This is a genomic window from Capnocytophaga bilenii, assembly GCF_017565765.1.
Lineage (GTDB): Bacteria > Bacteroidota > Bacteroidia > Flavobacteriales > Flavobacteriaceae > Capnocytophaga > Capnocytophaga bilenii.
The window spans coordinates 70,496-95,075 of record NZ_JAGDYP010000008.1 but is presented as its reverse complement, the minus strand read 5'-3'; the positions used below and the strand labels follow the sequence as shown (position 1 = coordinate 95,075).

27 protein-coding genes are annotated in these 24,580 nt (G+C 33.3%); all 27 read left to right on the top strand.

Annotation, left to right across the window (positions count from 1 at the left end):
* The first annotated feature begins 48 nt into the window (after positions 1–48).
* The 27 genes from J4N46_RS10360 to cysS all read left to right on the top strand — a co-directional run bounded on the left by J4N46_RS10360 (position 49) and on the right by cysS (position 24,447).
* Complete coding sequence (locus J4N46_RS10360) at positions 49–1,404, top strand: Na(+)-translocating NADH-quinone reductase subunit A (protein ID WP_208059223.1); 1,356 nt, start codon at positions 49–51, stop codon at positions 1,402–1,404.
* A gap of 11 nt (positions 1,405–1,415) precedes the next feature.
* Complete coding sequence (locus J4N46_RS10355) at positions 1,416–1,922, top strand: DinB family protein (RefSeq protein WP_208059222.1); 507 nt, start codon at positions 1,416–1,418, stop codon at positions 1,920–1,922.
* Positions 1,923–1,938: 16 nt separating this feature from the next.
* A complete protein-coding gene (locus J4N46_RS10350) occupies positions 1,939–3,168 on the top strand; it encodes an NADH:ubiquinone reductase (Na(+)-transporting) subunit B (protein WP_208059221.1) in 1,230 nt (409 codons plus the stop codon).
* A 2-nt stretch (positions 3,169–3,170) separates the two neighbouring features.
* Positions 3,171–3,908, top strand: coding sequence for a Na(+)-translocating NADH-quinone reductase subunit C (locus tag J4N46_RS10345; RefSeq protein ID WP_009414708.1), 738 nt, complete (start codon positions 3,171–3,173; stop codon positions 3,906–3,908).
* Between the two features lie 6 nt (positions 3,909–3,914).
* Entirely contained in the window at positions 3,915–4,562 is a 648-nt protein-coding gene (locus J4N46_RS10340; RefSeq protein ID WP_009414709.1) for an NADH:ubiquinone reductase (Na(+)-transporting) subunit D, read from the top strand.
* 20 nt (positions 4,563–4,582) lie between these two features.
* On the top strand, positions 4,583–5,317 hold the full coding sequence (gene nqrE / locus J4N46_RS10335; protein WP_208059220.1) for an NADH:ubiquinone reductase (Na(+)-transporting) subunit E: 735 nt from the start codon (positions 4,583–4,585) through the stop codon (positions 5,315–5,317).
* A complete protein-coding gene (gene nqrF / locus J4N46_RS10330) occupies positions 5,301–6,614 on the top strand; it encodes an NADH:ubiquinone reductase (Na(+)-transporting) subunit F (protein ID WP_009414711.1) in 1,314 nt (437 codons plus the stop codon). Before nqrE ends, nqrF begins: the two co-directional genes overlap by 17 nt.
* Positions 6,615–7,342: 728 nt before the next feature.
* On the top strand, positions 7,343–8,092 hold the full coding sequence (locus J4N46_RS10325; RefSeq protein WP_208059219.1) for a hypothetical protein: 750 nt from the start codon (positions 7,343–7,345) through the stop codon (positions 8,090–8,092).
* Positions 8,093–8,230: 138 nt separating this feature from the next.
* Positions 8,231–8,704, top strand: a complete 474-nt coding sequence (locus tag J4N46_RS10320; RefSeq protein ID WP_208059218.1) for an Imm52 family immunity protein — start codon at positions 8,231–8,233, stop codon at positions 8,702–8,704.
* Positions 8,705–8,930: 226 nt separating this feature from the next.
* Positions 8,931–9,071 carry a hypothetical protein gene (locus J4N46_RS10315; RefSeq protein ID WP_208059217.1) on the top strand — a complete coding sequence of 47 codons (141 nt, stop codon included), beginning with the start codon at positions 8,931–8,933 and terminating at the stop codon, positions 9,069–9,071.
* Between the two features lie 64 nt (positions 9,072–9,135).
* Positions 9,136–9,423: a hypothetical protein gene (locus J4N46_RS10310; RefSeq protein ID WP_208059216.1), complete on the top strand. Its 288-nt coding sequence runs from the start codon at positions 9,136–9,138 to the stop codon at positions 9,421–9,423.
* A 195-nt stretch (positions 9,424–9,618) separates the two neighbouring features.
* Positions 9,619–10,095, top strand: a complete 477-nt coding sequence (locus J4N46_RS10305; RefSeq protein ID WP_208059215.1) for a hypothetical protein — start codon at positions 9,619–9,621, stop codon at positions 10,093–10,095.
* Positions 10,096–10,648: 553 nt separating this feature from the next.
* On the top strand, positions 10,649–10,912 hold the full coding sequence (locus J4N46_RS10300) for a hypothetical protein (protein WP_208059214.1): 264 nt from the start codon (positions 10,649–10,651) through the stop codon (positions 10,910–10,912).
* A gap of 120 nt (positions 10,913–11,032) precedes the next feature.
* Positions 11,033–11,242 carry a hypothetical protein gene (locus tag J4N46_RS10295; RefSeq protein ID WP_208059213.1) on the top strand — a complete coding sequence of 70 codons (210 nt, stop codon included), beginning with the start codon at positions 11,033–11,035 and terminating at the stop codon, positions 11,240–11,242.
* A 250-nt stretch (positions 11,243–11,492) separates the two neighbouring features.
* Positions 11,493–12,059, top strand: coding sequence for a hypothetical protein (locus tag J4N46_RS10290; RefSeq protein WP_208059212.1), 567 nt, complete (start codon positions 11,493–11,495; stop codon positions 12,057–12,059).
* A 7-nt stretch (positions 12,060–12,066) separates the two neighbouring features.
* The gene (locus J4N46_RS10285; protein ID WP_208059211.1) at positions 12,067–12,609 is read left to right on the top strand and encodes a hypothetical protein; all 543 of its coding nucleotides are present in this window, start codon (positions 12,067–12,069) and stop codon (positions 12,607–12,609) included.
* On the top strand, positions 12,606–13,829 hold the full coding sequence (locus tag J4N46_RS12735) for a DUF2931 family protein (RefSeq protein ID WP_236013949.1): 1,224 nt from the start codon (positions 12,606–12,608) through the stop codon (positions 13,827–13,829). Before J4N46_RS10285 ends, J4N46_RS12735 begins: the two co-directional genes overlap by 4 nt.
* Positions 13,830–14,308: 479 nt before the next feature.
* The gene (locus tag J4N46_RS10275) at positions 14,309–15,160 is read left to right on the top strand and encodes a hypothetical protein (RefSeq protein WP_208059210.1); all 852 of its coding nucleotides are present in this window, start codon (positions 14,309–14,311) and stop codon (positions 15,158–15,160) included.
* A 238-nt stretch (positions 15,161–15,398) separates the two neighbouring features.
* Positions 15,399–16,079: a hypothetical protein gene (locus J4N46_RS10270; RefSeq protein ID WP_208059209.1), complete on the top strand. Its 681-nt coding sequence runs from the start codon at positions 15,399–15,401 to the stop codon at positions 16,077–16,079.
* Positions 16,080–16,294: 215 nt separating this feature from the next.
* The gene (locus J4N46_RS10265; RefSeq protein ID WP_208059208.1) at positions 16,295–17,011 is read left to right on the top strand and encodes a hypothetical protein; all 717 of its coding nucleotides are present in this window, start codon (positions 16,295–16,297) and stop codon (positions 17,009–17,011) included.
* Between the two features lie 112 nt (positions 17,012–17,123).
* On the top strand, positions 17,124–17,690 hold the full coding sequence (locus J4N46_RS10260; RefSeq protein ID WP_208059207.1) for a hypothetical protein: 567 nt from the start codon (positions 17,124–17,126) through the stop codon (positions 17,688–17,690).
* Positions 17,691–17,709: 19 nt separating this feature from the next.
* Complete coding sequence (locus J4N46_RS10255; RefSeq protein WP_009416701.1) at positions 17,710–18,294, top strand: hypothetical protein; 585 nt, start codon at positions 17,710–17,712, stop codon at positions 18,292–18,294.
* 110 nt (positions 18,295–18,404) lie between these two features.
* Entirely contained in the window at positions 18,405–19,628 is a 1,224-nt protein-coding gene (locus J4N46_RS12730; protein ID WP_236013947.1) for a DUF2931 family protein, read from the top strand.
* Positions 19,629–19,742: 114 nt separating this feature from the next.
* The gene (locus J4N46_RS10245; protein WP_208059206.1) at positions 19,743–20,891 is read left to right on the top strand and encodes a TlpA family protein disulfide reductase; all 1,149 of its coding nucleotides are present in this window, start codon (positions 19,743–19,745) and stop codon (positions 20,889–20,891) included.
* Between the two features lie 27 nt (positions 20,892–20,918).
* Positions 20,919–21,902 carry a UDP-N-acetylmuramate dehydrogenase gene (gene murB, locus J4N46_RS10240; protein ID WP_208059205.1) on the top strand — a complete coding sequence of 328 codons (984 nt, stop codon included), beginning with the start codon at positions 20,919–20,921 and terminating at the stop codon, positions 21,900–21,902.
* 68 nt (positions 21,903–21,970) lie between these two features.
* The gene (locus tag J4N46_RS10235) at positions 21,971–22,924 is read left to right on the top strand and encodes a glycosyltransferase family 2 protein (RefSeq protein ID WP_208059204.1); all 954 of its coding nucleotides are present in this window, start codon (positions 21,971–21,973) and stop codon (positions 22,922–22,924) included.
* A 47-nt stretch (positions 22,925–22,971) separates the two neighbouring features.
* The gene (gene cysS / locus J4N46_RS10230) at positions 22,972–24,447 is read left to right on the top strand and encodes a cysteine--tRNA ligase (protein ID WP_208059203.1); all 1,476 of its coding nucleotides are present in this window, start codon (positions 22,972–22,974) and stop codon (positions 24,445–24,447) included.
* Positions 24,448–24,580: the final 133 nt, after the last annotated feature.

The following is a 24,580-nucleotide window of genomic DNA, read 5'->3' as shown; positions in this document are numbered from 1 at the left end:
CGTATATTTGTCGCCAAATTTAACAAAACTAACTAATTATATTTAGATATGTCAAACGACATCCGCATTCGAAAAGGGTTGGATATACACTTAGAGGGCGAAGCTGATAAGACGACCCAGCATCAGCCGCTTTCTAAGCTATATGCTATAAAACCCAGTGATTTTCATCGAGTAGTGCCTAAACTGATATTACGTGAGGGTAACGAGGTGAAAGCAGGTGAAGCACTATTCTTTTCAAAGAGTGATGAGCGTATTATGTTTCCATCGCCTGTAAGTGGTACTATAAAAGAAATAGTACGTGGTGAAAGGCGTAAAGTGTTGGAGATTCGTATAGAGCCCAGCGCAGAACAAACGTTCAAAGACTTTGGGGAGAAAAAAGTGAATGAAATGGAGGGTGAAGCTATAAAAGCGCATCTCTTGTCTTCAGGAGCTTGGCCTTTTATCAAACAACGCCCTTATGACGTGATTGCCAACCCCGACATTCAGCCAAAAGCTATCTTCGTGTCGGCTTGCAAAACCAATCCGTTAGCACCCGATTACGACTATGTACTTAAGGGTAAGGAAAAGCAGCTGCAAGAAGCACTTACAGCCTTGTCAAAACTTACTTCTGGCAAAGTACACGTGTCGGTCTTCAAAGACAGCTCGTTGTCTCCTTTCCGCAATCTTAAAAACATTGAGGTACACAACGTATCAGGTCCGCACCCAGCAGGGAATGTGAGCACTCAAATAGCTCATATTAGTCCTATTAATAAAGGTGAGGTGGTATGGGTAGTGAATCCGCAAGATTTGGTAGTGATAGGAGAACTATTCTTGACAGGCAAGCTGAACATTACTCGCACAGTAGCACTGACAGGGGCTAATATGAATAAGCCTCATTACGTAACTGCTTTGGCAGGAGCTCAGATTGACGGAGTGATAGACGGTGGAGTGAAAGATCCTGCTAATACTCGTATTATCAGTGGTGATGTGCTTACAGGTGTTAAGGTAAGTGAAAGTGACTTTTTAGGTTTTTACGCTGATCAAATCACAGCAATTCCAGAAGGTAATGACTATGATTTGTTTGGATGGGCAAAACCTATAAGCAACAAAATTTCGCTTACACGTGCGCTTACTTTCTCTTGGCTAAACCCTAAGAAAAAGTACAATTTGAATACCAATACTAATGGTGAGCATCGTGCTTTTGTACAAACAGGTATGTATGAAGAAGTTTTTCCTTTAGATATCTATCCTATGCAACTGCTCAAAGCTTGTTTATATAAGGATTTGGACGAATTAGAAAACCTTGGTGCTTACGAAGTAGCTCCTGAGGACTTTGCTCTTACTGAATTTGTATGTGTTTCTAAACAGCCACATCAACAAATCATCAGAGACGGACTTGATTTAATGATGGCAGAATTAGGTTAAAATAGCTACTGATGGCAAGACCAGCAACGAAACAAGATTTAGAGTTTTTAGCTAAAGAAAATTACCAAAAGTTAGTTTCTTTGATAGAAACACTGCCTGAGCAACAGAAAGAAAAAGCGTTTCCGGAAGGTACTATGAATAGGAATATTCGCGATGTTATAGGACACTTATATCATTGGCATTTATTATTCCTAAACTGGTATGAGGTAGGAATGCGAGGTGAAAAACCTAAAATACCCAAAGAGGGTTATACTTTTTCTGACACTCCTAAACTCAACCGAGAAATATGGGAGCAAAGTCAAAAAGTATCACTTGCTGAGATACTCTCACTTTTTGAAGCTTCTCATAATAAAGTGTTCCAACTTATACAGCAACACACTGATGAGGAACTTTTCACTAAGAAAAAGTATCATTGGACGGGTACGACCTCACTCGGCTCTTACTTAGTTTCATCGACGTCAAGCCATTACGATTGGGCTTTAAAACTAATTCGCAAATCAATAAAAAGAAATAATTAACTTATTCATTAAGAAAATGAGTTTAAAAAGTAAATTAAATACATTAAAAGAAAAGTATAAGGGGACGAAGATGGAGACCACTTTCAACGCGCTTCATACCTTCCTTTATACGCCTAATGAGGTAACCCACGGGGGTACCCACATTAAGGCTGCTGATGACCTAAAACGAACAATGAATACCGTTATTATGGCGCTTATTCCTTGTTTGATTTTTGGTATTTTCAATGCTGGCTATCAGCATCAAGTAGCTTTTGGCACATTGTCTCCAGAGGCAGGTATGGCATTCTTTAGTGGTAATTTTTGGAATCTTACCAATCTTTGCATTGGTGCAACCAAAGTATTGCCATTAGTAGTAGTGTCATACGTTGTAGGTTTGGGCATTGAGTTTATTTTTGCTACTATTCGCAAGCACGAAGTGGAAGAAGGATACTTGGTAACAGGTATGTTGGTGCCACTAATTGTTCCTGTAGATATTCCGCTTTGGATGTTGGCAGTAGCAGTAGCTTTTGGAGTAATTATTGGTAAAGAGGTATTTGGCGGTACAGGTATGAATATTTTGAATCCTGCGCTTACCATTCGTGCTTTCTTATTCTTTGCTTATCCTACTTCAATGACAGGGGATAAAGTATGGGTAGAAGGAGCTGTACAACGTGCTAAAGACATTGCTGCGGGTGCTAATTTGGATGCTGTTTCGGGTGAAACAGTATTGGGTAGTTTGGCACAAGGTCAGACAGGTACTTATCAGGTATCGGATTTGTTCTTTGGGTTTATGCCAGGTTCAGTGGGAGAAACTTCTACAATTCTTATTCTTTTGGGAGGTTTATTCCTTATATTTACTAAAATCGCTTCTTGGCGTGTGATGATTAGTATGTTTGTAGGTGCTTGGGTAATGGCTGCTATATTTAATTGTTTAGCTCCGAGTATGGAAGGTACACAGTTTTATGCATTGTGGAGCTTGCCTGCTTATCAGCACTTACTTATAGGAGGATTAGCTTTTGGGGCTGTATTTATGGCTACTGACCCTGTAACAGCGGCACAAACCAATACAGGTAAGTATATTTACGGATTTTTAGCGGGCTTTGTGGCAATTGCTATTCGTTGCTTTAACCCTGCTTATCCTGAAGGAGTGATGCTTGCTATCTTATTGATGAACGTATTAGCACCTACTATAGACCACTTTGTAGTACAAGCTAATGTATCTCGTAGGAAAAAACGTTTAAAATTATCAACTGCTAAAACCGCATAATTATGGCAATCAAGACAGAAAGTAATTCGTATACAGTGATTTTCGCCATTATAATGGTGGTAATCGTAGGTGCGTTGCTCGCTGGTATCTCGTCAGCGTTAAGTAGCGATATCAGCAACAATAAAAAGTTAGAAAAGAAACAGAATATCCTCTATGCTATGGGCGTAAATCACAACGAAGGTGAGCTTGGAGGAGGTAAAGTAGAGTTTCTTTCTACTACCGATGCTGAAAAAGAGTTTCCTAACTATGTGAAAGAGCAATACCTTATCAAAGGAAATACCGCTGAAAAAGTAGAAGGTGCTAACGACCTTATCAACTTCAACGGTCATCGTGAAGGTTTACCTCTTTACGTAGCTGAAAAAGATGGTAATACCCTCTATATAATTCCCGTAAGCGGACGTGGTTTGTGGGATGCTATTTGGGGATATATAGCTGTAGATAAAGACCTTATTGTACGTGGTGTTTTCTTTGACCACAAAGGAGAAACGGCAGGTTTAGGAGCGAACATCAAAGAGCGTTTCTTTATGGACGACTTTATCGGAGAACATTTATTGGATGCCGCAGGTAACTTCCAAAGCATTCAAATTTCAAAAAGCAATGGCGACCCTGAAAATAAACGTAAAGAAGATGGGAAAATTGATGCTATTGCAGGAGCTACCCTTACTGGTAATGGAGTGCAAGCGATGATAAGCGATGGCATAGAGCCTTATATATCCTATATTAAAAGTTTAAACAAATAATAGACTATGGGACTATCAAAAAAAGATGCAAAATTAGTAACAGACCCCTTGTGGGATAATAACCCCGTAACGGTACAAGTGTTGGGTATTTGCTCTGCCTTAGCGATTACAGCTCAGCTGAAAGCAGCTATCGTAATGAGTCTTTCATTTACCTTTGTATTGGTAATGGGTAACGTAACCATTTCTTTGCTTAGAAATGTAATTCCGCCTAAAATTCGTATTATTGCTCAGCTAATAGTAGCGGCAGCCTTGGTAATTGTGGTGGATTTTGTGCTCAAAGCCTTTGTATATGACCTTAGCAAACAGTTATCAGTATATGTAGGGCTTATCATCACCAACTGTATTTTGATGGGACGTTTTGAGGCATTTGCTTTGGGTAACCCTCCAGGGAAATCGTTTTTAGACGCTATAGGTAATGCAGGAGGATACTCTATTGCCTTGCTTATTGTAGCCTTTTTCCGCGAACTATTGGGCTCTGGTACTTTGTTAGGTTTCCAAATATTGGGAGACCCTATCAAGAAAACAGGCGCTTATGCTTTGGGCTACGAAAACAACGGTTTTATGTTGTTAGCCCCTATGGCTTTGGTAACTTATGGTATTGTAGTATGGGTGCAACGCTCACGCAACAAAGCCTTAATAGAAGACAGTCATTAATCATTTAAAAAGAAAAGAAAATGTTAGAATATTTAACACTGATTTTTAAATCGATATTCGTAGAGAATATGATTTTCGCTACCTTTTTGGGTATGTGTTCGTACTTGGCTGTATCTAAAAAAGTGTCGACTGCTATAGGATTAGGAGCTGCTGTGGTGTTTGTACAAACTCTTACAGTACCTATGAACTGGTTACTTAATGAGTATATACTTAAAGAAGGTGCTTTGCGCTGGTTGGGTGAAGAATACGCTAATTATGATTTGAGCTTCCTTACCTACATTTTGTTTATAGCTACTGTAGCTACAATGGTACAGTTGGTAGAGATAGTAGTAGAGAAGTTTTCACCATCATTGTATAACTCATTGGGTATCTTCTTGCCACTGATAGCTGTAAACTGTGCTATCTTAGGAGGTTCTCTTTTTATGCAATCGCGTGCTGAAGTGATTCACTCATTTGGGCTTTCAGTAGCTTACGGGGTGAGTTCAGGATTAGGTTGGGCTATTGCTATTTTGGCGTTGGCAGCTATACGTGAGAAGATACGTTATTCACACGTACCAGCTCCTTTACGTGGCTTGGGTATCACTTTTATTACTACAGGGCTAATGGCTATAGGCTTTATGAGCTTTGGTGGTATGCTTACAGGTGGTAGCAGCAAAAAAGAAGAGCCTAAAAAGGAAACTACAGTTCGCCAAGAAGTGAATACAGATAAATTAGCTAATAATACAAAAGATTTAAGTAATGATTTTAGCAAGTGAAATATTAACAACTATTACGGTAACGGTGGTAGGGTTATTAGTAATAATCCTTTTGTTGGTAGCAATTTTGCTTTATGTGAAACAAAAGCTAACCCCATCGGGGCCTGTAAAAATTACAATTAATAAAGATAAAGTAATAGAAGTGCCTATAGGAGGCTCATTACTTTCAACCTTAGGTAATGAAAAGATTTTCTTGCCATCGGCTTGTGGTGGTAAGGGTTCTTGCTTGCAGTGTGAATGCCACGTATATGAAGGTGGTGGTGAAGCACTTCCTACCGAAACTCCTCACTTTACTAAAAAAGAGCTGAAAGAAGGGGTACGCTTGGCTTGCCAAGTGAAGGTAAAACAAGATATGGAGATAGGCGTACCAGAACAAGTGTTTGGTATTAAGAAATGGGAAGCTACAGTAGTAAGCAACTACAACGTGGCATCATTCATCAAAGAGTTTGTGGTGGAAATTCCTGAAGATATGGACTACAAACCAGGTGGATATATACAAATAGAAATCCCAGCTTGTGAGGTGAAATACAGTGATATAGATATTACTGCACACCCTAAAGAACACCCAGGTGAGCCTGATAAATTTAAGATGGAGTGGGATAAATTTAAATTATGGCCATTGGTGATGAAAAATCCAGAACCTGCAGAGCGTGCTTACTCTATGGCTTCTTATCCTGCTGAAGGACGTAGAATTATGCTAAACGTGCGTATTGCTACACCTCCATTTGACAGAGCTAAAGGAGGCTGGATGGATGTGAACCCAGGGGTAGCCTCTTCATACATCTTCTCACGTAAGCCAGGTGATAAGGTAACTATTTCGGGTCCTTATGGTGAATTCTTCATCAACGAATCTAAAGCAGAGATGCTATACGTGGGTGGTGGTGCTGGTATGGCGCCAATGCGTTCTCACTTGTACCACTTGTTCAAAACTCTGAAAACAGGACGTAAGGTAACTTATTGGTACGGTGGACGTTCAAAACGTGAGTTGTTCTATATAGAACATTTCCGTGAATTGGAACGCGAGTTTCCTAACTTTAAGTTCTTTATTGTACTTTCTGAACCACTGCCAGAAGACAATTGGAAAGTGAAGAAAGATATTAATGACCCTGACGGTGATGGATTCTTGGGCTTTGTACACAATGCTGTAATTGAGCAGTATTTGAGCAAACACGATGCGCCTGAAGATATAGAATTATACTTCTGTGGTCCGCCAATGATGAACAAAGCCGTTCAGAAAATGGGACAAGACTTTGGTTTGCCAGACGAAAACATTCGTTTTGACGACTTCGGTGGTTAATTTGCATTCATATAAAAAAATCCGACCTTCTTATAAGAAAGGGTCGGATTTTTTTTATGAAACGTGTTTAAACTTTTTTGAGAAACTTGGAGATAACCCCTAATAGGAGCATTCCAATCTAAGTTACATCAAGATACTCATATCTCATTATCAAACTTTTATATCTATCAAGCCAACCTGCAGATTCTCCTTTTTGGCGACAACGTTTATGACTACCATTTTTACTTTCCTACACTTAAGAAGGGAATAATCTAATTATTTATTGTATCTTTGCCCAAAGTTCCTGAATTTTGGTGTTCTTTTTTTTCAAACACAAAATTACTAATTTTCGGGAACTTTTACTTTATTGTAGGAAAAAGTATAAACAACTTCATAGTTATAGAACGCATAAGTAACATATATAATTATGGTGATATATTGTCTTTCTATACAAAAGGGTAATGTTTCAGATGTGTTGTTAAATTTTTTTTTCATTAACAATCAATACAATACAAAAGAACTGCCCCTCTATTTTTCTTTATCCACCATAGAGATAAGCATTTTTTAAGCCTATAATGTGCTCTAAATAGTGCGAGGGGAATTGGTAAATTATGAATTGTGAATTCTGAATTTTGAATTGTGGGACGGGTGGGACGAATGGGACAGGTGAGAGAATTTTGAATTTTGAATTGGGCACGAGCTGCAAGCTCGCGCCAGCGGGGGGGGGTGGAAATAATTAAGAATAAAATATGCAAAAGTTAAAATTTATCTATCAAAATTGGAATAGAGAATACTACGAATTACAATCTGAGGAAGATACTTGTTCGTATTACAAAAATTTCTATAAAGGGAAAGAGTTTAAAATATTACCTCAAATACTTGCTGAAAATACAAAAAATACAGAAAAATGGGCTAAATATGCTTATGAACAAAATAAATATTTTGTAGAACAAATGAGGTTAGAAAACTTTTCTTTAAGGACACCTAAGCTCTTTGAACAAAAAACAGATGAAATAGCCAGAATGTATAATATAACAGCTTTATTAGAACATAACAATCAGTTTTATGCTTATGCCGAAGTAATAGGTATGTACTTTACTATTTGTTTTATAGACGAACACAATAGAGTATATTTACAGTATTCTTTTCAAAGTGATGATACTACCTATAAGACAGATTCTATTAAACAACGTTTTAAAAAAGGAAATTTATTCTTGGTGGAAGTAGAAGTATTTATCTATCCAGAAAAAATGGTGGATGATGATTGGGAAAATAAAGACTATATATCTTATACTTTTACCCCAGAAGGTTATATGGAAGTTACTAAAATTTTTGATGTTAGAGGAGAAGGGATGACAGAAAAATATGTAGCTTCTTCTCCCGTTAATGTGGAGAGTAATTGGGAGCCTTATCCAAAATTTGGCGAATGGGATTCTATTTTTAGGATGAAACGATGGAAAGAAGGTGAGTTAGCTGAAGATTTTAAACTACCTAAATAAAAAAATGTTTTTAATGGAGTAGTAAGTGCTAAATAAGGATATAAAAATTTTGTTAAGAATGGAGATTTTATAGCTGGTTCAAAGGCAAATACATTCCGCTAAAGGAATTGAATTAATTTATAAAAAAATGCCGATACTATGAAATATGCAAAAATAGAGTCAATAAGTATTATATGGGGAGCAAGAAAAGAGTCTATTGAAAGTATTACTGATAAGGTGGTTACTTCTTTGGATCATCTTTCAATGAGATTTCCTGATATATTTTCCAAGTTTTATTGCTTAGGAAATAATTTACAAAGCTCTTTAAAACAAGAAGTTTTTATAAACAAAGAATGTATAACAAATATTTTAAAAGAAAAATTAGATAAAGAAGATGAAGAGTTTGGAACTCGCATTGGTTTATGGAATGGTAAAAAAGAATATGAGAAACAAGCTTCTTGTTCAGCTAAATTGGGGTCTTACTCACAGTATCTCTTTAATAATTTTGTTTTAGATCTTCCTAAAAATACAAGTTACACTTTAGAAGAAATAAAAGAAACTATTTTTTTCTTAAATAAACTTTTTATTGGGGAGGAAATAAAAATTAATGGAGAGAAACTAGTTTCTTTTTAAAAAATATTTAAGAGTTCAAAAGAAGTATATTTGTAGATCCTTAACAACAAAGTAAAATTTAATCTATTGAATAACAAAAATCAACAAAATAAAAAATTACGTTTGTAGTTTGAATGTACCATTAGGGGAATTCTTAGATGAATTAGGTAATGTAATTTCAAAAGCAGATCCTGATTCGCATATTCCTTATAATGGATTGTAATGAAATTTTTTAGAATATTTCACTATGAAAAAAGTTGAATTTATAGAACTATTTTTTGAAGAACACATCTTTGAAGAACAATTAGTAATGGCTTTTTATCATCAAACTGATGCTTTCACAATAATTATAGAAAACCCTATTTTTTTGAACTTACCAAAAAAATAGCAAGCAAAGAGGTTTTATAAAGCTTTCTTTTTGTAAAATATCTAATTACAAGAGAGAAAAAGGAGTGAACAAATTGTATGATGTAAATGACATCTATTTCGCTACTGAAACTAATGGAGCAGTTGATGTTAGAGAATTAACTGTCGGCTACGAAGAATACACAAACAGAAAGTCATTCTATTTAGATATGGGCATTTCATATGGTAGGATTTCCTTTTATTTTGAAGACCTCTATACTGAAGAAAAAATCTTGTCTTATAAAAAAGAAAAAGACACATTTATCTACTTTGATATAGAAAATAATGAACAAGTAGATTTTTACAATCTTTTCTACAGACCTAAAAATATTTAAAATGTAACGTGTTTAAACTTTTTTTGAGGAACTTGAACGCAAGACATATCTAATTTTCTTTTCTTTTTGCTTAATAGATTCACCATACCATCTTGTAAGTTCCAGTAGTAAGTGCAATTTTTTAGGGGCTCTTTAGAGTAAAAATTTGTTGTTCAGTAAATTGTCCTCGAGGGAAGAATTTAAGGAAATAAAAAAATGAAAAAAAAGTTTTTATTATTTTTGTTAGCCATTAGTCTGATTATGTGTAGGAATAAGTATAGTAATCAGAGTAATCAAGATGATGTTTTTGCTCAAATTAAGTATATAAGAGCGAAATATATATTATTACATAAAGAAAAAAATCTGAATCTTTCAGAAAATACAATATATCTCTTAGAGGGGCAAAAATATTTTGGAGAGATTGTTATAGAATATAATGCAAAAGGGGAACCGATAAGGTTTTTTAGATCAGGTTCAGAAGGATATGTTCTTTATGAAAGAGAAAATATTTATGGAGAAACTCTTCCTTTTGAAGAGGAAATGTACTTGTATCATATTAGTTTAGATAAAAATGAACACTATATCATAGATAACAATGATACTATCCGTGATTTTTCATTTGTCAAAGGGGAGAAAAAAATTAAAACATCTTCCAATTTAAAAGGAAGATTCATTGTCTATGAATATGAGTAAGTAATATGTATTATGTGCTTGAAGAAACTTTCTTTTCAGATAGAAAAAAGTTTAAACAGCTTCACTGAAAAAGAAAAATAATTTTGTGTTATTGAAATAAAATGCTATCTTTGCAAAAAAATAAGCAAATGAAAAAGTATTCTGATTGGTTTAAAGTAGATTTACACATTCATACAGATCAGAAATATAATGAAGGTTTTGACAGACTAAAAACATTGGATTTTCAGAAGAAAGATGATATACCTTATATAAATTTTTCAGACAATCATAATTGCAATAAATACCCTTGTACTAATAAAACTGATGAAAATCACCAATTTTATTGTATTAAAGTCAACTCTCGTTTGAGTCCGTTCGTTTTGCTTTTATAGACCCTAAATCAAGAATTAGAAAAGAATCAGAGGTTAAAGAGTTAAAAAGATTTGATAACTATATAGAGAAAATATCTTTTAAAGAAGATAAACTAATTAATAAAGTAGAACTGGAATTTAGTCCTAACCTAAATGTAATTATAGGAGGTCGATCAAGTGGTAAGAGTTTGTTATTTAGTATATTGGGTGATAAAATAGATGTTAATTTTAATCAAAATGATGATGAATTATCATTGGAAAGTATTAGTATCCCCACAGAAGGGGATATAGATTTTAACTCTTTAGTAAAAACACTAATAAATTTGATAGGCAAAGAAAAAGAATTAGAGTTTGAGTTTCAAGAAGAATTATCTAATCCAAAAAATGGACTAATCAAAGAAACATTAGAAAATATTTATAATAACTTCAATAAAGTTATTACCCATTCTCTCACACAAACTCCCTAATATTAGACTCTCTCACAAAAAAATAATTTTGTCTTATTGAAAAAACAAACTTAACTCTTAAAATCTTATAATAATGAATATATTTGATTTTATCACTTTTTTAACTAAAAATAGATGTCTATGGAAACTTTTTTAAAAAGAGATGTAAGGAGCGTTATATTTGTAGTTGCTTTAGCTACAATGGGTGCGAGTATTGCTTACCTTTTAATAGCAAATACAGATGAAAAAACATTTTTAGGTATGACAATTAATGCATTTGTTTGTTTATGTATTGTTATTTCTGCAGGAATTGGCATATCAAAACAACGAAAAATAGAACAAGAGCAGTAAGTTTGCTAAATGTATTATTTTAATTTTAACACCTCTCATTTAAAGAAACTTAAGTGAGGAGGTGTTTTTTTATGTTAAATTTATAACGGAACCTTATCAGAGGTTGTCTGAAAAGTTTTGTTTTGTGAGGACGATTTGCAAATTTTTCTTACAATGTAACTAAAAGTGTTTGATTATCAGTATAATTAACTTTATCAAACTCTTAAATTAAAAGGTTTTGGTTCAACAATTTTTTATAAATACAAAGAAGATGAAAAATAATATATTTTTAGCATTTTTTTTGCTCATAGCATTCTCTTGCTGTGCACAAAATAGTATTAGAAGAGTGGATGATAATTATTATTTTATAGAAATTCCTTCTGAGAATGGTAATTTTGGCTGTAGAGAAGATAGTACAAAGTTGTGTAATAGGTATTATGTGCTTGAAGAAACTTTCTTTAAAGATAAAATAAAACTTTTTATGGCAGAAGATAATGACTATTTCAATGAGAAATCTTCTCCCTTTGCTCTCCTTGATGCAAATCTTAAAGAAGAGCTTTTAAAGTTAGGTAGAAAGAGAGCAAAAATTCAATTTAATAACCATTTTGTTATTTTAGATACTACACACATAGAGACTATTTATAGTTGTGTTCCTATGCAAATTAAGTATCAAAAACGTAAAGACAAAACGCTTTTAAAAATAGCATTTACAAATGTTTCTCATTCAACTTTTGGGAATTATGACTATTACATCTATCTTGAATATAAGAATAATAAACTATCTCTTTCAAAGATAGAGGAAATACCTTTTTCTGAATTGAAATTACATAAGTTTTAACAAGAATATGAGAACAATCACAACATTAGTATTCGTTTTTATCAGTACATTTTCTTTGTTTTCACAAACATCAATAGAAAAACGCATTGATTATTGTAGAATTATAGGAAAGCAAGATAGCGTAGTGTATTATGTTTCCTATATGAAAATGGGGAAAGATAGCATCAATGTATTTATAAAGAGCGATAATGTATTAGAACAGTTCTTAGGAAGACCAAGTACTGACAAAGAACTCAAACAGTTCAGAAAGGATTTCTTAAAATTGGAGAAGCAAAATCCTATTATAGAAATTAATAGACAACAAATTCCTTTAAATGTAAAATTATTGGAATCTATAAGAACTTGTACTCCTACCTTTATTCTTTATAAGAAGAAAGGAGATAAAATTTTTGTAAGAATCCAATTAGAGAATTTTTCTTATGCAACTGCAGGTGAATATGATTATTTTATTAGCTTAGAATTTAAGGGTAATAAGTGTATTTCCTCAAAGATAGAAGAAGTGCCTTGGTCAGAATTAGATGAATTTGGAAAATATAAAAAACAGCGATGAAAAATATAATTATAACTCTATTAGTTTTACTTTTATCATTAACTTCTTGTAAAGAAAAAGAAGATATGAATAAAAAATATCATTGGGTGGCTTATGTAAAACCAGTAGCGGGCTACCCTATAGTAACTTATCGTGGGGTAGTATATGGAAAAGATGGAGCTAGTAAATTTGGATCGAGTACAAGTTTTATATTTGAAAACGATTGCCCTTTTCCTCTTTTTTCAATAAGAGATGGAGCACCAGGTCTTTTTAAAAATGCCGAAGAAGGTGAAGCTAAAGGTATCCCTACTCACTTAGATGTTTCTTGGCTTTCGTATGTAGAAGAATGTCAATATCTCTTAGAAGACCAGCCTTTAGATAGTGTTAAGATAGCACAATTATTAGAGGAGAAGGTCTACAAAGCCTCAATGAGGGAGGATAATACTGCCCCTGAAATAGAGGAGTACAATATTTCCGTTGGTTTAGCTCCTGGAGGAGCGGTTTTTGTTTGGTTACACAACTATGGTAGGGTTGTAGAAGTAGGGCGTTACCAAGCCAAAAAAACAAAAGATATTCACTTTGTAACCCGAAAAGAAGCAGACGAATATTATAAAAGAACAGGAGATGTTATTTTGGATGAGCATACTATAGAACAAAGAGATTATGCTATAGAGTTAGGAATGCCTAAGAGCAAAATACTAATGAAGTATGCCCAGTGGGGTACCCCTCAAGCATTAGATACTCTTGTTACTATGGAAGATATTTGTAACATTCCTTATGGGTTATGGGATAGCTTTCGCAAGCGTTATCTTTGGAAGATGACGCTTATTACTAAAGATAAAAGTAAGTATATTCACTCCTATCGTTACTCAGGGCTTAACTGTGAATTGGAAACATTATTTGGAGAGCGCACTTGGAAAGAGAATCAAATAGAAAAATATCACATTCCTGAAAGATTTCGATATACATTACTTGCCCCAAGAGCAGTACCTACTATGGTGAATATTAAGTTTTATGATGAAAAAGATGTTATCTATAGGGTAGGTGTTGAATTTAATATAAAGGAGGCAATGGATGTTTTTGAAAAGGCATTTAAGGGACAAGAAGATAAGGCAGGAGAACTTATTATAGAAGTCAATGAAACAAAGACAGATGTCAATGTTCGTTTAAAAGTAGGGGAACGTGAGGAATGGATTTGTAATGGAGAGTTTTGGATATTTGAAGATAATGAAATATGGTAATTATAAAATCTTTGGATTTTTGTAAAAACAAGAGGCTATCCGAAAAGTTTTCCTTTAGCTTAAAACAAGCTTATTAATAAATAGAATATTTTTGTAACTAATTGATTATTAACATACCCATCTTAACACATACTCCTCTGTGCCAGCTCGCGGACTTCCTTCGAAAGGGGGATATGCCGTAGTAGTTCTTTTAAAGACTTTTTGGACAGCTTCATAATGCTACAAGATGAAGATAAGGATATTTTATCAAAGGAAGGATTTTCAAAAAACTTTGGTTCAAAATGAAATTAAAGCTCAATTTGAAATGATATCTTTACTTAAAGAGAAAAAATTAACAAGTGAGTTTAAACATTATTTACGCAAGTAAGGGGGGAAGTAATTGATAAGGAATGAGCGACACGCTCTTATTATAGTAGGCACGAGCTATAAGCTTGCGCCAGCAGGGGGCATTTTTTGGAAATTATCAAAAAAATAAAGGAATGAAAAAATTATATTTTATACTATTGTTGAGTTGCTTTTATGCATATTCTCAAAAGGAAGAATTACGTTTTAGGATGCTTTATGATAAATATACTATAGAAGGGGAAAATAATATTCCTCAAGATAGTGTAGCTTTCCCCATTTTTCATCAATTTGTATATGAAAAGGGGAAAGAGGCGTTGTCGTATGATGCTTATACTGATGCAAGTAGTTATAATTCTTGTAAATTACATCTAATAACCAAAAATAATAATGCCACATTATTTGTTGATGACTCAACATTAAATCTAAAATTCTTTGATTCGAAATATAAAATAGAAGTAAACAAAAAAGACGTATATTTTTTGGAAAAGCAATACTATAATTTTCTGAAAACTAAAATTTTAGAGCAAAAAGATATTAGTGAAATATTAGATTTCTTAGATGATTGTTTAGGGGATTATTTCCTCTTAGAAGATTTATTTTTAGTAAGCTCGAAAAGTAAATATAGATTCAACTACAAAATATTAAAAGCTGTTTTAGTTACACAAAAACAACAAGCCGACGGCTTTGAAAAGTGGTTAGTTTTCTATATTTATGATGAAAAAGGAATAGTAAGTATCACAAAAAAAGCATACAAAAAAGGCGAAAATTACGCTGATATATCTTTTTTTAAAGAGCGTTTATCTACAAATCCTAATAGTTTCTCTTTTTCAATTACAGAAGCGAATGTTAAATCTATGGAAGAGACCCAAAAAACAATATCCTTAGATAATAGTTTTGAAAAAACGCATTTAAAAAGTACAAATATGGGAAATAATACAGTTACTTTTATAGAAAAAAGTTCAACTTTTGAAGATGTAACATTCTAACAAATTTCTAACAATATCAGGAGTATTATTACTGAGATAGAAGACCCCAGTGGTAATACTTATATTATAGAATTGGTTATACTAAATTCATATTGCTACACTCTGATAATCAATCGTTTTTAAAGTGCGTTGTGTATGGGCGTTTTGCAAACGCCCCCCTAAAAACAAGCCTATTTATTCGAAATCTATTTTCGTTTAACTACAAATCAAGAAGTATAACTCTAAAAACCTTATAAAGATGATAAATCTTCTAATTAAATTTGTTTTTTATTTCTTTATGATATCTGCTTTTTTTAAGGGCATTTATCCTATCAAATTTGATAAGGAATTAAACAAAAGAGCAAAAATCGAAAATATAGATACTATTTTTGCTCCTAAGGATATTTTTAAATATAATTGCAACTATGATGTAAAGCAATATGAAAAGCGTTATAATTATCATATTTCTAAATTTTACATTATAGGAGATGAGAATGTATTATTTAACAATGATAGTTTAGCCACATTAACCCCTTTTTATATTGAAGGTTGGGGAGATTGTTACCCTGAGAAAATCCACAAAAAATTACTTATTATACAGCGTAAGAACATAAAAAACCAAAATAAAACAAAAATCTACAATGATGTCTTATATCCTGATATATATCAAAAAATATCTAAATATAAAGAGGGATTTGTAATAGAAGTTTATATGTCTGGCGTTAGTGGTTTTCGGTCGGATACTTATGTAAATTCTCAATATTGTATAGACAGTATTCATATTGAATCGTGGGGACATCATCAATATGAAAAAACTTATAAATACAAGAATTTTTCATTGGATAAATTCACCTATCATCACATTAATAATCTACGTAAAAAAAACGACAAAATGGATAATATAAGGCGTAAAAAAGAAGGACTTTCCCCTATATTATAGAATTGGTTATACTAAATCCACATCGCCACACCCCGATAATCAATTGCTTTTACAGTGCGTGGTGTATACACTTTGGCAAAGTTTCACACTTTGCCAAAGTTGACTACTCTGATTATCAATAATTTTTGAAGTGCGTTATGTAGGGGCGTTTTGCAAACGCCTCCTAAAAAACAAGCCTATTTATTCGAAATCTATTTTCGTTTAACTATAAATTTATGAAAAAGATTTTTTATATATTAGTAAGTATTGCTTTTATAGTTTTGGCTATTATTTTTATAAGCAAAAAGAATTCAATAAAATTAGATAACAACACTCACAAGAACCTTATTCTTGCAACTCAAAAAGTTAAATCAAACGATAAATACGATACGATTATAACTCCAAAAGATTATGATTGTAAGGAAGATTTTCACAGGTATTCTAATTACCAAAAAAGATTTAATCTTTATATCTCTACTTTTTATGAAATTGATGAAGCTATAAAAACTCCCAATAATGATAGCATCGCTATATTAAGACCTTATTATTCTACACTTGGAGCGACAAATTGCCTTCCTAACAGAGAGTATGAATGGTTACTTTTGGCGAAAAAAGACAATGATGAAGCTAAGTATAAAATCTATAAACAAGTTTTATATTCTGTTGGTTATCATAGTGTTCATTCATTATCAACTTATGAAAATGGATTTATAATAAATGTAGATATGTCTGGTAATAATTATTTTGGTTCAAAAATCTATGTAAATTCTCAATATTGTATAGACAGCATTCATATAGAATCGTGGGGACATCATCAATATGAAAAGACTTATAAATACAAGAATTTTTCATTGGATAAATTCACTTATCAGCACATAGATAATCTACGTGAAGAAAGCGACAAAATGGATAATATAAGGCGTAAAAAAGAAGGACTTCTTCCTATATTATAGAATTGGTTATACCTAATATACAAAGCGATATGCAAAATATTTTTTGTTTCTCATTAGGTTCTTTACTGCTTTTTATTATCTTTGCATCTAAAACAAAAATACTTTATTGGATATGAAAAATAACCTGTTTTTAACTATTTCCCTGCTCATAGCATTCTCTTGCTGTGCACAAAATAGTATTAGAAGAGTGGATGATAATTATTATTTTATAGAAATTCTTTCTAAAAATGGTAATTTTGACTGTAGAGAAGATAGTACAAAGTTGTGTAATAGGTATTATGTGCTTGAAGAAACTTTCTTTAAAGATAAAATAAAACTTTTTATGGCAGAAGATAATGACTATTTCAATGAGAAATCTTCTCCCTTTGCTCTCCTTGATGCAAATCTTAAAGAAGAGCTTTTAAAGTTAGGTAGAAAGAGAGCAAAAATTCAATTTAATAACCATTTTGTCATTTTAGATACTACACACATAAGGACTATTTATCATTGTGTTCCTATGCAAATTAAGTATCAAAAACGTAAAGACAAAACGCTTTTAAAGTTAGATCTAACAAATTTCTCTCATTCACCTGTGGGGAACTATCACTATTATATCTATCTTGAATATAAGAATAATAAACTATCTCTTTCAAAGATAGAGGAAATACCTTTTTCTGAATTGAAATTACATAAGTTTTAATTTTATAGACTATAATAAGATGGTACGAAAAAAAATAATTCTGATAAGTTTTCTTCTTTTTGTGTTCTTTTCTTGTAATTATACGAATAAGAGACCACAAAATAATAATGACCATTCTATCCATAAAACATCTATAATAGATACAGTTTCTATAACATCATTAGTAGGGAATGATGCTATAGATAAATATCTCAATCAATTCAAAAAAATAGCAGTAGACAGTATTATTCCTTGGGCAACAGATAAGAAAAATCCTTATTCTGAAACATTTATTATTGGAAATAATAAGATAAAATTCATACAAGGATTAAGAGCATTAGATTATAAATCAAATGAGAGACACTATACAATTAATGATAACACTATAAAAATTAGTAGAATTCTCATAGATAGCTTACCTGTAGACTTTGATAAAATAGCTATAGATTATGGTGAAAATGCTGAAGTTTATCAAAAAGATAATCTCATATTATTTGTAAATCAACCTATGGGCTGGAATGGGCTTTCAAATTCATATCGCTTAATTCAGATTCTAGATACGAAATCGTATGTTTGTTATGAGTGTTTAATAAATTATTCAAATATAATGTCAATAGTTCATTAACAACTTGATGCTTTATAACTTTTTATGATTGTCTTAAAAATAGTACCTTTAAACCACAAAATTATAGGAAAATATTAGTAGAGAGTTGAACATGTTATTAATCTGTTTTTATGAAAAATCTAATTATAACCATATTAGTTTTACTTTTATCATTAACTTTTTGTAAAGTAAAGGAAAAAGAAAATATGAATAAAGAATATCATTGGGTCGCTTATGTGAAACCTGTAGCGGGCTACCCTATAAGAACTTATCGCGGGGTAGTATATGGAAAAGATGGAGCTAGTAAATTTGGAACAAGTTCAAATTTTATATTTGAAAACGATTGTCCTTTTCCCCTTTTTTCAATAAGTAATGGAACACCAGGTCTTTTTAAAAATGCCGAAGAAGGTGAAGCTAAAGATATCCCTACTCACTTGGATGTTTCTTGGCTTTCGTATGTAGAAAAATGTGAATATCTCTTAGAAGATCAACCTTTAGACAGCGTTAAGATAGCAGAACTTTTAAAAGATAAGGTGTATACTCTTTCTCTTAATGAGAATGATACTGCTCCAAAAATAGAAGAGTATAATATATCTGTAGGTTTAGCTCCAGGAGGAGTAGTTTTTGTTTGGTTACACAACTATGGTAGGGTTGTAGAAGTAGGGCGTTACCAAGCAAAAAAGACAAAAGATATTCATTTTGTAACTAAAGAAGAAGCAAGTCAATATTATAAAAGAACAGGAGATGTTGTCTTGGATGAGCATACTATAGAAAATAGAGATTATGCTATAAAATTAGGTATGCCTAAGAAGAAAATATTGATGAAACACAATGAATGCGGTACACCTGTTACTGAAAGTTCTGTTAAAGAAGATGATATTCTTAAGATTCCTTATGGAATATGGGATACCTTTAGAAAACGTTATCCTTGGAAAATGACTCTTATTACCAAAGACAGAACAAAATTCATTCACTCTTATTATTACCAAGGTCTTAATCGTGAAATAGAAGAATTATTTGGTGAAAGAATATGGGGTGAAAATCAAATAGAAAAATATAGTATCCCTGAAAAATTTCGATACACAACCATTGCTCAAAGGTCAGTACCCTTTGTTGTATATATTAAATTTTATGATGAAAAAGGCATTATTTATAAAGCTTCTATCAAGTTCAATGTAAAAGAAGCAATGGATGTTTTTGAGAAAGCATTTAAGGGGCAAGAAGATAAGGCAGGAGAACTTATTGTAGAAGTGAATCAAGAAAAAACAGATATAAATGCTCACCTAAAAGTAGGAGAACGTAACGAATGGTTTTGCAATGGTAGTTTTTATATATCTGAAGATGATGAATGGTAATTATAAAAAATAAAACTTATGGGTTGAATTGGCGTTGGTAACAAATTTGTGAAAATTGGTTGTACAAATAAAAAAAAGTTGTACCTTTGTCATTATTTAATAATCTTTTTTACTATGAAGAAAATATTTGTCATTTCACTTGTTTTATTGGGGGTTGTAGCTTGTAATAACCCTGAGGAGGCTATTAAAGCATATCAGCAAGCAAGAACGAGTATGAATGTACCTTCTTATCAAGAGAAAGGTGATTTAAGCTCTTTATCAGTTACTCCTCTTTTGGAAATGGAACCTGCTGAGTTTGCAAAAACTATAGGAGATTTTGAAAAAAAATACGATAGCTTGCTGGCAAACACTAAAAACTTACCAGCAGACTTTGTAGCTAATGAAAAGAAAAATAATGCTTATTATTTGCTGTACTTTAAATCGGAATATTATTTAAAGCACCTAGATTATGCTGAAGAAGATGCACCTATATTCAAAAAAATAGAGGAAGAACTCAGCAAAGTAGATACTGATAACGCAGCGGATTTTGATGCTTATCCGTCATATAAGGACTTGGTATCAAATCTTTTTAAAGAAAAGATTAGGACTTACTTAAGAAAATATGAGTTTAATGACCCTTGGGGTAAAATTTTGGCTGATTTCAATACTTTGAAGTCAGAAAATATCAAAAAAAACCTTGCTTTTGATCTATTGGAGGGTATTTCGCCTATTTCATCGGAAGAAACTAATGAGGCGTTGATAGCTTTATTGAAAGAAAATACAAAAGATGCTGAACTTCAACAAAAAGATATGTTGGACTATGTTATTAGTGAGCTAAATAGACTAAAGGCGGGACAGCCTTTTCCTCCTTTTGAAGGGGTTGTAGATATAAATGATAAACCTGTAAGCTATAAACAGCTGAACTTAGAAGGGAAAGCTATTTTTATAGATATATGGGCTACTTATTGTCCTGATTGTAGAAAACAATTGCCTGCCTTAGAGGAGTTGCAACAAGCGTATAAAGGGAAGCCAATCACTTTTGTAAGTATTTCGGTAGACCGAGATAAAGAGGCGTGGAAGGCGATGGTGAAAGAGAAAAAGCTGAGTGGGGTTCACTTATATGCGAGTCCTGAAGTGAAAAAATTATTTAATAATTTGTATGACTTGAGGAATATACCACGCTTTATGGCTGTAGATAAAGACGGGAAAATTGTATCTATCAATGCTCCAATGCCGAGTGATACTGAAAAAATGGCACAACTAATGAGCACTTTGGGACTTTAATATATTGCCTTATCAATCATATTTGTAATGCTTATTCCGAATACTTTTAATATAGCAGCTGAGGCGGATATTCTTCTTTCTATAGATTCTGAAGCAACACTTTTGGCTGCGCTACAACAATATAAAAATCCGTTTGTTTTGGGTGGCGGGAGCAATATGTTGCTTACTCAGGATATTAAAGCACCTGTTTTTCATATATTACTAAAAGGTATTGAAAAAGTAAAAGAAACCGACACGCACATTTGGCTGAAAGCACAAGCTGGTGAAAATTGGCACCAGTTTGTGTTATACACTTTGCAACAGGGCTATGGAGGGCTTGAAAACTTGGCACTTATTTATGGCAATGTGGGGACTACTCCTGTACAGAATATAGGGGCTTATGGGGTGGAAATTAAAGATGTGATGGAAAGTTGTGAGGCTATTAATATTCACACTTTGCAGAAACGAGTTTTCACTAATGAAGAATGTGCTTTTGGTTATCGGGAATCGGTGTTTAAAGGGAAAGAAAAGGGGAATTACATCATTACAGCGGTTACCTTTAAACTTACGAAAAAAAATCATAGGTTACACACAACTTATGGGGCTATAGAGCAACAACTTCAGCAAGAGGGAATTACCCAACCAACGCCTTCTGATGTTGCAAAAGCAGTGATAGCTATACGCGAGCGCAAATTGCCTAATCCTGCGCAGATAGGCAATAGTGGTAGTTTTTTTAAAAATCCGATTATTAGCAAAGAGGCGTTTGTGGCACTTCAGCAAAAATATTCTGCTATACCTCATTATCCTATTGATGAACAACAAGTGAAAGTACCCGCAGGCTGGCTTATAGATACTTGCGGACTGAAAGGATATCGCAAAGGTGATGCGGGGGTACATACTGAACAAGCCTTAGTGCTTGTAAATTACGGTAAGGCTACAGGCAAGGAGGTATTGGCTGTGGCGCATTACGTTAGAGAACAAGTGCAACAACAGTTTGGTATTTTATTAGAATTTGAGGTTAATATTTTTTAAATATTGGTGATAAAAAAGGAGTTTTATTTAGCAAATATTTTTTATATTTGCGCCTTAAACGAAAAATTGTGGATATATCAGTAGTTATACCGCTCCTTAATGAGCAAGAATCATTGCCTGAATTGTATCAGTGGCTTACTAAAGTGCTTACAGCGCATAGTTATACCTATGAAATTCTTTTTGTAGATGATGGTAGTAGTGACGGTTCGTGGCAGGTAATAAAAGGCTTATCGGCAGCAGATAAAAGGGTGCAGGGGATTCGTTTTTTGCGCAACTATGGCAAATCGCAAGCACTTAATGCGGGGTTTAAGCAAGCAAAAGGCGAGGTAGTTATTACTATGGATGCTGATTTGCAGGATAGTCCTGATGAGATACCTTCTTTGTATAAAATGATTACTGAAGAGGGATATGATTTGGTATCGGGCTGGAAGAAGAAACGTTACGATTCGGTATTGGCTAAAAATTTACCCTCAAAACTATTTAATTGGGCAGCGAGGAAAACATCGGGGCTTCAGCTTCACGATTTTAATTGTGGACTAAAGGCTTATAAGAATGAGGTGGTGAAAAATATAGATGTATCGGGTGAGATGCATCGTTATATACCTGTATTGGCAAAAAATGTAGGTTTTGGGCGTATTACTGAAAAGGTGGTACAACACCAAGCACGCAAATACGGAGTTACTAAATTTGGGATGAGCCGTTTTATCAATGGTTTTTTAGACCTTATTACAATTAGCTTTTTATCGCATTTTGGCAAGCGACCGATGCATTTTTTTGGGGCACTTGGCGTACTGATGTTTTTTATAGGCTTTTTGTTTGCTGCTTATTTGGGAATGGATAAACTTTTTATTAACACCAATGGGCGACTGATTGCCAATCGTCCTGAATTTTATATTGCTTTAGTAACAATGGTTATAGGAACGCAGTTTTTTATAGCAGGCTTTTTGGGTGAGATGATTCTTAGGACAAAAAACAATGAGGAGCGTTATAAAATAAGAGAAGTATTACTTGAGGACAAATAAAAAATAGCAAAATAAGAAATTACTAACAAAAATATATAATATAAGCGATGGAATATCAATTAAAAATATTTAATTCATTGACGGGTGAGAAAGAGGTGTTTGTACCTCTGCACGAGCATAATGTGGGAATGTATGTTTGTGGGCCTACAGTGTATAGCAATGTTCATTTAGGGAATGTGCGTACCTTTATGTCGTTTGATTTTATTTATAGAACGCTTAAATTTTTGGGATATAAAGTGCGTTACGTTAGGAACATTACCGATGCGGGACACCTTACCGATGATGGAGATGTGAATAACGATCGCTTTGTAAAGCAATCAAGGCTTGAAAAACTTGAGCCTATGGAGATTGTACAAAAATATACGGTTGATTTTCATAAAGTGTTGGAAGTGTTTAACCTTTTGCCGCCTACCATTGAGCCTACGGCTACGGGGCATATTTTGGAACAAATACAGCTTACAGAGAAACTTTTGAAAGATGGTTTTGCGTATGAAAGTAACGGGTCGGTGTATTTTGATGTATTGGAATACAACAAACGCGGGCTGAACTACGGAGAGCTTTCGCGTAGGAACATAGAAGAGCTTTTTGCTAATACTCGTGATTTGGACGGGCAAGGTGAGAAGCGCAACCCACAGGATTTTGCACTTTGGAAAAAGGCATCGCCTGCTCATATTATGCGCTGGGCATCACCTTGGGGCGATGGTTTCCCAGGTTGGCACCTTGAATGTACGGTGATGAGCACTAAATATCTTGGCAACCAATTTGATATTCACGGAGGGGGAATGGACTTGAAGTTTCCGCACCACGAGTGTGAAATAGCACAAGGGAAGGCAGGACACGGAGAAAGCCCCGTACGCTATTGGATGCACGCTAATATGCTGACGATGAATGGACAACGTATGAGTAAATCAACAGGGAACTATATACTACCGATGCAATTGGTTACTGGAGATAATACTTTTTTTGAGAAACCTTTTGCCCCAGCAATTATTCGTTTTTGCTTTATGCAGGCACATTACCGCAGTGTATTAGATATATCTAACGAGGCGATGCTTGCTGCTGAGAAAGGATTTAATAGGCTAATGGAGGCAGTGAAAATAGTAAATGAGCTTACTACAGATGTACAACAACCTACTTCACTACCTATAACAGAATGGAAACAGAAGTGTTATGATGCGCTTTTGGACGATTTTAACTCACCAATTCTCATAGCACATATTTTTGAAGCTGTAAAATGGATTTTCCAAGTGAAAAATGGAGAAGAGAAGATTTCAGTAGCAGAATTGGAAACGCTGAAAAGCTTGATAAACTCTTTTGTATTTGAGGTATTGGGCTTACAAAGTGAAGAACAAGTGAGCAGTAATAACGACAAGCTGGATGGAGTGTTGCAATTACTTATCGGTATGCGAATGGAGGCACGAGCTAATAAAGACTTTGCACTTTCAGACAAAATACGCGATGCGCTTTTAGCACTTGGTATTCAGCTAAAAGATGGTAAAGAAGGGACTACCTATCAGTTATAAGAAAAAAGTAATTTTATTATATCTTTGATTTTCAGGCAAAAAAGAAAAAATATTACAAAAAATATAGTTTTTTTTTACGAATGTTTTTTGTATTCTTTATAAAATGTATATCTTTGCGGTTTGAAGATTAAAA